The organism is Proteus sp. G4380, from assembly GCF_963885725.1.
Classification (GTDB): Bacteria; Pseudomonadota; Gammaproteobacteria; order Enterobacterales; family Enterobacteriaceae; genus Proteus; species Proteus mirabilis.
In genome coordinates, this window is record NZ_CAWPAV010000145.1 from 1 (window position 1) to 6642 (window position 6642).

Here is a 6642-nt window from a genome sequence, read left to right on the forward strand (position 1 = left end):
AAAAAACTTATCATTATCAGAATATAATATTAAGATGAGATATGTTTCAAATTTTTTTTACTAAAAATAGCCAAATTAAAGTATCACCTAAAAATGGCTGGTTAAACTAGGCTTGCTGTTTTTAGCCCGCTATTCTTTCACTTCTCCAATAATAGTCATCATATTTCTATTACTACCATTTTCTGGATAATAAAAAATCAGCACTGGATCAATAAGATCCAATGCTGATGTTAAGACAGGATAAACGCGATGAATTAACGTTTTACTTCTTCTAAGTCACTAGGTAGTGGCGATTGAAGCTCATGCCAAATAATGCCACTCTCTTTTCCGTATTGGCGAACGCAATCCATAACGTGCTCAGTATCTTTTTGTTCACATAGCAACGCCAATTTTTTATAAAATGATAGCGCCAACTCTTTCGCCTGAACATTAGAGAAATAATAACGCCCTACACGGGTATATAATCCCTTAAGTCCGTTTAAGATCAATCCATAAATAGGATTACCGCTGGCAAATGCCAAACCACGGAAAATGTTATAGTCCAACTCACTAAACTCATCAGCACTATTTTCAGTCGTTAGTTGATGAGTCAGCACTTCTAGGGATTTTTCTGGATTATTTTTAAATGCCGTGCGAATAAAAATTGCTGAGATATTCGTTCTTACGGCTAATAAATTATCGATTAATTGTGGCACGCGATCATGATCAAGACGCGCGACAGTTTCAAGAATATTAAGACCTGACGTTTCCCAAAAGTTATTCACTTTGGTTGGTTTTCCATGCTGGATAGTTAACCAACCATCACGAGCTAAACGTTGTAAAACCTCTCTCAATGTCGTTCTTGTCACACCAATTAATTCGGAAAGCTCACGTTCTGCGGGCAGAATAGAACCTGGTGGAAAACGGTTGTTCCAAATACTTTCAACAATGTACTCTTCCGCAAAACCTGCGGGGCTTTGAGCCTTAATAACCATATTTTTATTTCTTCCGAAGCGTTTTTTCTGCTAATAATAGAAAAGATAATATCAGAATGCTTAATTTTGATATAGCTCAACCATCGCTAAATAGTGAATGGCATCATAAAACATGGCACTGTTTTATCAATTTATTATTTACGAATACGCTTAATTTCACAGCGATTAGAGCGTATTATGACTAAATTGCGCATTTTGGGCGCCTAAAATCTCTATTCGGAGGATAAAAAACATAATGGATATGAGTATAAGACAAGCATTACTGAAAAATTTCATGGGGAACTCCCCTGATTGGTATAAGCTTGCTATTATTACTTTTTTAATCATCAACCCACTGATTTTTTTCTTTGTTGACCCTTTCATTGCTGGCTGGCTACTCGTTGTTGAGTTTATCTTCACTTTAGCCATGGCATTAAAATGTTATCCGCTACAACCAGGGGGATTACTTGCTATTGAGGCCGTCATTATTGGTATGACAACGCCGAAACAAATAGGTCATGAAATAGCCAACAACCTTGAAGTCATTTTATTACTGGTCTTTATGGTTGCGGGTATTTATTTTATGAAGCAATTACTTCTATTTGCTTTTACAAAATTACTCCTCTCTATTCGATCTAAACGCTTATTATCATTAGCATTCTGTTTTGCTAGTGCCTTTTTATCTGCTTTTTTAGACGCTTTAACCGTGATTGCCGTGGTGATCAGTGTTTCTTTAGGCTTCTATTCCATCTACCATAACTTTGCTTCTAACCAGGCTGATGCAGAGTTAAGCAATGATGGCTTTATTGATAGCACAGAGAAAAAACAGACCTTAGAACAATTCCGTGCTTTCTTACGTAGCTTAATGATGCATGCCGGTGTTGGTACAGCATTAGGTGGTGTGATGACGATGGTTGGTGAGCCACAAAACTTGATCATTGCAAAACACTTAGAATGGGATTTTGTCACCTTCTTTATCAGGATGTCACCCGTTACTATTCCCGTTTTCTTTGCTGGACTTGCAGTATGTTATTTGGTTGAGCGCTTTAAGCTGTTTGGTTATGGTGCCGAGCTACCTGAATTAGTGCGTAAAGTTCTCACTGACTACGATAAAAAGAACAGTGAAAAACGAACTCAACAAGAAAAAGCCCAGTTATTAATCCAAGCATTAATTGGTATTTGGTTAATTGTTGCACTGGCCTTACACCTTGCTGAGGTTGGTATTATTGGTCTTTCTGTTATTATCTTAGCCACCACTTTCTGTGGTATCACTGAAGAGCACGCTTTAGGTAAAGCTTTTGAAGAAGCACTGCCTTTCACCGCATTACTTACGGTATTCTTCTCCGTTGTTGCCGTGATTATTGATCAACAGCTATTTGGTCCTATTATTCAATTTGTTCTACAGGCATCAGAATCTTCACAACTGTCACTCTTTTATCTCTTTAATGGCCTACTTTCTGCCATTTCAGATAATGTATTTGTGGGTACGGTCTATATCAGTGAAGCATTAAGCGCATTGCAAGAAGGATTAATTAGCCAATCTCAATATGAACATATTGGTGTCGCAATTAATACTGGGACTAACTTACCGTCAGTGGCAACGCCAAACGGACAAGCGGCTTTCTTATTCTTATTAACTTCTGCATTATCCCCGCTGATCCGCTTATCTTATGGACGTATGGTGATGATGGCACTTCCTTATACCATCGTTATGACACTGTTAGGATTACTGGCTGTAGAATTCTGGCTCGTGCCAATGACACATTGGTTATATGAAATTGGCTTAATCGCTATTCCATAAAAAACCATCATGAAATGAGTATTTTTTAGGGCTTTTAATGTTTAAAAGCCCTATTTTTTCATAAAAACACCTATTAATGTAAATATTTGTGAAATAAGAGATTTTACCTTTTTTTTAGTCTAGTTTTTAGGCAGAATAACAACTTATTTCAATATTATCATGGACATTGTTATGTTGAGTGCTCTTCGTCACTGGTCACAAAGTCGTTTTTCATGGTTACTGCTGGCATTAACGGCAATTGGTCTTGAAGGTGCGGCATTGTATTTTCAGTACGGAATGGAATTAATGCCTTGTGTGATGTGTGTTTATCAGCGCATTGCTGTATTAGGGATCTTAGTTGCCGCATTAATTGGTTTTTCTTCGCCAAAACTGACACTAATGCGCATGGCGGGTAGTTTTTTATGGCTTTATGCCTCATACCGCGGTATTGAGCTAGCTTGGGAACATACGCAACTTATTCTTAATCCATCACCTTTTGCAACTTGTGATTTCTTTGTTACCTTGCCTTCTTGGTTTGCATTGCAAGATTGGTTCCCTGCCGTATTCCAAGCATCGGGGGATTGTTCTGTTAGCCAATGGCGGTTCTTGTCATTAGAAATGCCACAATGGATGTTAATTATCTTTTCTGCTTATTTTATTGTTGGTTTATTAGTATTAATCAGCCAAGTCACCTCTTCTTTTTCTAAAAAAGACTAACATACGCTACTGTTAGCTATAGAAAGATAGAACGCAGATAAATTATTATCATCACAAAATAGGCGCTTAATCAGACATTAAGCGCCTATTTTTCTAATTATCATTTATTTATGCATATCCCCAAGCGTATTAACCTGGAATACAGGCACCATCAATCAACGCTTGTTCACTACAACGTTTACCATTAGCAAATTGACAAACGGGTGTTTGACCGCCGTGTAATTCATAAGTTAACGCAGGCACTCCACCAGAAAATATACAGGTCTCTTTTGCTGGTTCCTCTAAAGGAATAGAAGGTGTGGTCGCTATCGTTTTATTGCTATTAATCACTTGAGCGGTGGTATTTTGTGCTTGTTTAGATTGACTACAACCAGTAAGCAACGCAAAGCTGGTCAACATCAACAAAAAATACGTTGCTTTCATTTTTCTTTGCATTATAAAAACACCTAAATTATCTCTGTTATCTCTGATTAGTGTGAGGTGCTATTGGAAAGTAAGTTAATCACTAAGACGCCGGCAATAATTAATGTCATACCGACGATGGCGGGTAAATCGAGTTTTTGTTGATAGACAAAAACAGCCGCAACAGAAACTAAAACAATACCTAATCCGCTCCAAATTGCATATGCAATACCCAGTGGCATGACTTTCACAACCTGAGATAGCGCCCAAAAAGAAAAACAATACCCCACCACGACGACAATAGATGGATATAATCGACTAAAGCCATCGGATGCTTTTAACACCGTTGTTGCAATAACTTCAGATATAATGGCTAATATTAGGTAAGTTAATCCATTCATTTCTTCGCCCTACTAAGATCCAAATTCAATTTTGTGAATTCTATCACAAGATATTTCTGTGATATCTATTTTAGAACAACAAAAAAGGCATCTATTCAGCGCAATAGATGCCTTAAAATGCTATTTATAGATTTTGTTTAATGGAGCCGGTTTTTTTCGCGAGGTTTGCCTCCCATCGCAACACGATAACGGGTAAAAATAAAGCCACACCACGCTAGTGCAATAATACTTAAGGCTGTTCCTGCATAGCCGATATTTGGCATTCCCGCGTGCAATATTACTTGATTACCTAACAAAGCCCCTGCCCCAATACCGATATTAAAGATACCTGAGTAGATCGACATGGCGATATCTGTTGCATCAGGTGCTAAGTCAATCACTTTAACCTGCAATCCTAACGCAATACACATAAAGCCTATCCCCCAAAAGATGATTAAGGCAATAAATGTGAGTGTATGTTGGCTACTCATCATCAGCGTACTTAAGCATACGGTTAAGAGAATAAGTGCAAAGAATAAGAATGAGGTTGGCATTTTGGTACTATAGCGACTAAATAACACACTCCCCAAAATTCCTGCACCGCCAAAAATCAGTAATACAATAGTGGCAAAATTTTCATCTAATTTTGCAATATCAATAACAAAAGGCTCAATATAACTATAAGCAGTAAAATGAGCGGTTACTGCGATCACCGTTAGTAAGAAAATACCCACTAATGGTGCTCGTTTTAGCAATATTGGGACACTTTTTAACGAGCCGGAATGTTCACTTGGTAATAAAGGTAAATAGCGCATTAAAGCAAGCATGGTTATCAGCGCCAGTACACCTATACCCAAAAAGGTAGCTCGCCATCCTAACCATTGTCCAACCACCCTTCCCAGAGGTAAACCCAGCACGGTAGCTAGTGCAACACCGGTTGCTAATAAACTTAATGCTTGTGCTTTTTTACCATGGGGTGCCATTCTTATTGCTAATGAGGCAGTAATCGACCAAAAAACAGCATGAGCAAAAGCGACTCCAACCCGACCTACAATTAGCGAATTAAAATCCCATGCCACGCCAGATAAGACATGGCTTAGAATAAATACAATAAACAAAATAATCAGTAGCTTACGTCGCTCTACTTTGCTGGTCATTATCATTAATGGCAAAGACATTAGGGCAACAACCCAAGCATAAATAGTGATCATCAACCCTGTTTGAGCCGGCACCATGGCAAAACTTTCAGAAATATTACTTAACAATGCAACAGGTACAAACTCTGTCGTATTAAATACGAAAGCAGCAAATGATAGAATAATTACCCTGATCCACGCTGTTTTACGGCTTACTTCATTAACGCTATTGGGTGTAGTGATATTCATAATTGTTTAAATACTTTTCAGTGAATTTTATAAATAGATAAAAGATACTTATGTACTACTGCCAGTGAATTTCATAAAAAGAAGCGCAAATACCCATCGTTATATTTTATAACATCTAAATAGAATAGATAATAAAGTGTGTTTTATAAAGCGATAAGTAAAGATAAAAACAAACTAATGAATAGAAAAACATCTGACTAAAACGAATCAGCCTATTATGTTAGCATAGGCATAACGCTAAATTAAATCCCTACATTGGCTTCTTTTTAACGTTAACATTTTATTTAGATCGCAAAAGGGAGATTGGCAAGGAAAAATAGCGTTACTGAATCACATTTTTATTAATAAAAAATGATAACCATTTCATGCTATTATAAATAGATCTTCACGGGCTTATTGTTGCAGTTAGTCTAATAATAGAGAGTCTATATTATAAAAATAAAGAGAATAACTATACAGTAGCTTAATACTTATGGATTAATTCTGTCTATAAATTGAATAGCTTGCTCACAGGCAAAGCTTTGGGCTGGAGATGAGCTATCATTAAGGCTATTTTTAATAGCAAAAATTTGCTCAATTGATGACCGAGGAAGTAACAAACTACCTTCCGCTAGTGCTTTTTCAACACTGTCTAATTTAGACACGAGTTGATTACAACTTTCACTGTTTTCTAATGATTGATAACGTGCCATGACATCATCACGCTTACCTTTGACAAAAGAAAACATATCGTTGATTTGTGTTGAGGAGTTTTCAATAACATTACGGCTATTATTCCAAGCAGCAACGGTATCTTCTTTAAATACAGAAACAACTAGGATTGCAACAAAAATAGCAATCATAATAGTCAATGATATAATTCCTCCTGCAATAATAATTATTTGTTTCATGAAAGCCCCCGCATCACTAACCACCTTTATATCTATATATAATTAAAGTCATTCATATTCAATATTGATTACAATTCTTTTTAATTTTTACATTTTATTACGCAGACATGTAGCCCTATTGGCATAAGAAATAAT

7 protein-coding genes are annotated in these 6642 nt (G+C 36.6%); 2 read left to right on the plus strand and 5 right to left on the minus strand.

Annotated elements, in window-relative coordinates; genetic code table 11:
• Nucleotides 1-254 precede the first annotated feature (254 nt).
• Nucleotides 255-974 (minus strand): fatty acid metabolism transcriptional regulator FadR, encoded by a 720-nt coding sequence (gene fadR, locus AACU98_RS13075; protein ID WP_004243274.1) that lies wholly within the window; start codon nt 972-974, stop codon nt 255-257.
• Nucleotides 975-1209: 235 nt separating this feature from the next.
• Here fadR and nhaB point away from each other — a divergent pair, with 235 nt between their 5' ends.
• Nucleotides 1210-2754, plus strand: a complete 1545-nt coding sequence (nhaB, locus tag AACU98_RS13080) for a sodium/proton antiporter NhaB (protein WP_004243275.1) — start codon at nt 1210-1212, stop codon at nt 2752-2754.
• A 171-nt stretch (nt 2755-2925) separates the two neighbouring features.
• Nucleotides 2926-3450 (plus strand): disulfide bond formation protein DsbB, encoded by a 525-nt coding sequence (dsbB, locus tag AACU98_RS13085; RefSeq protein ID WP_004248244.1) that lies wholly within the window; start codon nt 2926-2928, stop codon nt 3448-3450.
• A gap of 129 nt (nt 3451-3579) precedes the next feature.
• Here dsbB and AACU98_RS13090 read toward each other — a convergent pair whose 3' ends face one another.
• The 4 genes from AACU98_RS13090 to AACU98_RS13105 form a co-directional block, all read right to left on the minus strand.
• On the minus strand, nt 3580-3885 hold the full coding sequence (locus tag AACU98_RS13090; RefSeq protein WP_004248246.1) for a putative hemolysin: 306 nt from the start codon (nt 3883-3885) through the stop codon (nt 3580-3582).
• Between the two features lie 35 nt (nt 3886-3920).
• Nucleotides 3921-4253 carry an SMR family transporter gene (locus AACU98_RS13095; RefSeq protein ID WP_004243278.1) on the minus strand — a complete coding sequence of 111 codons (333 nt, stop codon included), beginning with the start codon at nt 4251-4253 and terminating at the stop codon, nt 3921-3923.
• A 137-nt stretch (nt 4254-4390) separates the two neighbouring features.
• Nucleotides 4391-5617 (minus strand): sugar transporter, encoded by a 1227-nt coding sequence (locus tag AACU98_RS13100; protein ID WP_004248248.1) that lies wholly within the window; start codon nt 5615-5617, stop codon nt 4391-4393.
• A 470-nt stretch (nt 5618-6087) separates the two neighbouring features.
• Nucleotides 6088-6507, minus strand: a complete 420-nt coding sequence (locus AACU98_RS13105; protein ID WP_135050041.1) for a hypothetical protein — start codon at nt 6505-6507, stop codon at nt 6088-6090.
• Between the last annotated feature and the right edge of the window lie 135 nt (nt 6508-6642).

What these genes read in the sequence shown, in the direction of transcription:
- fadR (WP_004243274.1), bottom strand. Translation starts at nt 974, where the DNA reads ATGGTTATTAAGGCTCAAAGCCCCGCAGGTTTTGCGGAAGAGTACATT.
- nhaB (WP_004243275.1), top strand. Translation starts at nt 1,210, where the DNA reads ATGGATATGAGTATAAGACAAGCATTACTGAAAAATTTCATGGGGAAC.
- dsbB (WP_004248244.1), top strand. Translation starts at nt 2,926, where the DNA reads ATGTTGAGTGCTCTTCGTCACTGGTCACAAAGTCGTTTTTCATGGTTA.
- AACU98_RS13090 (WP_004248246.1), bottom strand. Translation starts at nt 3,885, where the DNA reads ATGCAAAGAAAAATGAAAGCAACGTATTTTTTGTTGATGTTGACCAGC.
- AACU98_RS13095 (WP_004243278.1), bottom strand. Translation starts at nt 4,253, where the DNA reads ATGAATGGATTAACTTACCTAATATTAGCCATTATATCTGAAGTTATT.
- AACU98_RS13100 (WP_004248248.1), bottom strand. Translation starts at nt 5,617, where the DNA reads ATGAATATCACTACACCCAATAGCGTTAATGAAGTAAGCCGTAAAACA.
- AACU98_RS13105 (WP_135050041.1), bottom strand. Translation starts at nt 6,507, where the DNA reads ATGAAACAAATAATTATTATTGCAGGAGGAATTATATCATTGACTATT.